Origin of the sequence: Winogradskyella sp. Asnod2-B02-A (assembly GCF_045063645.1) — a bacterium.
Classification (GTDB): Bacteria; Bacteroidota; Bacteroidia; order Flavobacteriales; family Flavobacteriaceae; genus Winogradskyella.
In genome coordinates this window covers 1-3,474 of the sequence record NZ_JBEFOG010000009.1, presented here as the reverse complement: position 1 = coordinate 3,474, position 3,474 = coordinate 1, and the positions used below count along the sequence as shown (strand labels likewise).

The 3,474-nt window shown below is 27.7% G+C and carries 2 protein-coding genes; both read left to right on the top strand.

The features are described from left to right. Positions 1 to 170 precede the first annotated feature (170 nt). The gene (locus ACJJVO_RS00110) at positions 171 to 800 is read left to right on the top strand and encodes a hypothetical protein (RefSeq protein ID WP_405568925.1); all 630 of its coding nucleotides are present in this window, start codon (positions 171 to 173) and stop codon (positions 798 to 800) included. A 167-nt stretch (positions 801 to 967) separates the two neighbouring features. After that, a complete protein-coding gene (locus ACJJVO_RS00105) occupies positions 968 to 3,259 on the top strand; it encodes a hypothetical protein (RefSeq protein WP_405568923.1) in 2,292 nt (763 codons plus the stop codon). The last annotated feature ends 215 nt before the right edge of the window (positions 3,260 to 3,474 follow it).

Below are 3,474 nucleotides of genomic sequence, written 5' to 3'. Positions count from 1 at the left end.
TACAACAACGTGTATAATTAATGGCTAGTTCTCGCCTACTTACGAAAATCCTCGCGGATTTTCTATCTGGTTTTTATTTGCTAAATTAGGTGCTTAAACACGCCACTAATCATACACAAAACCGTTACCCAACATTTGAAAAAAACACGAAATTCAAACTAAATTATTTTATGAAATACCTAATCGCTCTACTTTTAATCACCAACATTTGTTTTAGTCAAGAATGGTCGGAAACTAAATTAAATGATTTTTCCTCAATCGAATTTCCTTTCTCACCTGATAAAGCCGAATCTAATGGAGAAGTATACTTTTCGACTTCTGATGACCTAGGAGCTTATATTGTGACAGTAAAAGATTTTAATTCTGATCCAATAAAAACATTATCTGAATTCTATGAAGGAGTTGTGTCTGGTACTTTAGAAGCAGTGAATGGAGAATTATTAGAAAAAAAAGAATTTGAATACAATAACCTTAAAGGTTTAGAAATAATATTTTTAGCTAATTCAAACCCTCAATTACCTGATTTAAGATATAAAAGACTTTTATATATAAGTAATCATTTAATAAGTTACGAATTCTTGACTTTTAAAGAAAATGAACAATTAGTTTCAACCAATAAAGAAAAGTTTTTTAATTCTTTTTCTGCAATAATCAAAGATGGTAATGAACCTGAAGTTAAAAGGAATAACGACTACGGAAAAGGGCTGATTATTGGAAAAATATTTGGATTTTTATTTGTGATAGGAATAATCATTGGAGGTATTATGTTAATCCGAAATTTGACCAAAAAAAAAGAATAAAAACGTTGGGTAACACCGTGTAAAAAACATTGCTTATTTTAGTTTAATCGCTTGGTCGTTGCTTTGCTTGCTTGCATCCGATTTTCCTTCGGAAAATCCTCGCACACAAACACGCAACGTTCCTTACACATAAACGTTACCTGCAATTAAAACGAACCTATGAAATAATGAAATACATAATTGAAATTTGCGTAGCAATAGACATCGCAATATTAGGTATAGCTTATCCTATAATTGTAGACAAAATCTCGAACATAGGAGATAAATATAACTCCAATTATCTTTCTGAATTATTTAATAAAGAATATCCACAAAGGAGGCTTAAATATTTAGATATTTCCACATTTAAATTCACTCTCTATTTTAATATTTTTTTATTCATTTTTCTAATTCTCAACTTACCTCCATTATTCAAAACAAATATTTCAATAATTGACAACTTTATTGGCAATTCTGCTGAGATTCTAATATTACTATCTACGATAATTTTAACTATTCAATTCTTCATTTGGCTTGATAAGGTTATGCTTTTCAATGGAAAACCGACTACTCTATTAAAAAAAATAATAGCTAAATACAACAAATTCACAAATGATGATGACATTCAAAAAAAATATCATTTAAAAACAATTAATGAATTTTCTTTTTTTGCACTAAATAATTTAAATAATCCCGATAAACATCTTCAAAAAACATTAGTCGATTTTTATTATTTTGAGTTCAAAAAAAGTAGAACAAACTATAATAGTGAAATACAAGGATTAGAATACCCAAATGAATTATATGAATTTGTTTATGATTTATGTTCTTCTGTAGTCAGAAAAGATAACGTGCAAATACCAGTTTTAGAGCATAGAGCTGTTAGTAGTTGGTGGATATTAGGAGAAAGTTTTGATGAAATTCCAATATCAGAAAAGACATATAATTGGTTATGGCGAAATATTATTACAATTAGCAAAAAAGAAAAGTACATACGAAGTCATTGGAGTACTGCTCATCAATATCTCTCTCATAGATTAAGACCAATAATGGAAGATTATGAGTGGAATGCACAAGAAGAGTTAATAACAAAAAACAAAGATGAAGTAGAAAAACGCAGAAAAGAAAGACTAGTGTTTTTAGAATTTCATTATGCATTAGGAGGTTTATTACTTCATAAAAAGCTATATAAAACAATAGATTATATTTTAAATTACACGCAATCTGTACCTCCAAGCTATGAGTTATTACCTGAAACAATGACCGATATTTTTTATTGGTTTGAAGAATTTAGGAATGAATTTAAAAGAGATAAACCTGTTGATATTAAATACTATTTCCCAGAATTAGATAATTATGGAAATAGTGGTAAAATTACATATAGGATATCTAGTTATATTGTTTTACTGTTTATAAGACAATTTTCACGAAATAAGCATCTTACTTATCAAAATTTCACATCACTTCCTGAATTACCAGAGAATATTTTAGAATTAAACAATTGGTATGACGGTTTATCTTATTTTGAAAAATGCTTAGAAGATGTTACCCAAAACCACGAATTATTGTCAGAAACAAATTTTTCGAACATTGTAAAAACAAAAAAAACTGAAATGTTTGATTTTGTTTACAAACTAAAAGAAAAAATAATTGAAAAAATTGGAGCTGAAAAATTAAATGCACCACTTTCGAAAGAAAAGATAAAAGACTTCAATGAAAAAACGAAAAATATAATTATTAATGCTTTCAAATTATATGATAATATATTTATTCCAATCGATAAAAAATCAAAAAAATCGGACTTAAAATTAACTGTAGCAGGAATAAACACGTTATTTTCGAAATCAGCGTTTACAGATAAAGATATACCTAACTTAAATTTTGACACAGTATTAGCAAGTCAAATATCTAATGGCAATATTAAGAGGTATATTCCAAACTCCTTTTTAATAGCAAGAACAAGAAGATACTTATTAAATTTGGACAATATAATTTTTGGTATTGAGAAACTTAACATAAATATTAATGATTATACTATTGTAGGAGTTAACATAAGCGATGAGTTATCAAATAAATTAAGCAAATACAAAACAATACTGGCAAATATCCCTTCTACACAGAACCAAATTCGTAACACATTATTCATACTCAAAACAAAAGATTTACCAAGTATTGAACATAGAGATTTAAGCGAAGAAGAAAAGGAAAAATTTGAATTGAAATTAATAGATGAAAAACTGAAATTATATACTTCTGTTGTTGAATTAAAAAGTAAAGAATTAAAAGAAAAATGGAAAGAATTAACAAATCCGAGAGATATTGAAGTTAATGTAAGAGTTACAATTGCATTCTTATCATTGATTATTTGGAAAAAGGATGTTGATGTAGTTCAAATAAATATCGAAAATAGATATAAAGAACAAGGAATTCCTACAGACATTAATGAAATAACACCATTTGAGGATAATAACAGCAGGTAACACCGTGTATAATTAATGGCTGGTTCTCGCTTACTTACAAAAATCCTCGCGAATTTTCTATTCGGTTTTTATTTGCTAAATTACGTGCTAAACCACGCAACAAACCATATACGTATTCCAAGATCAAATCCTAGTAAAATTTAGTTTTATTTTTTAAGCTGCATATTGCTGAAGGACCACATACGGTGTTCCTCTTTTTACCACGGCAAATGCCC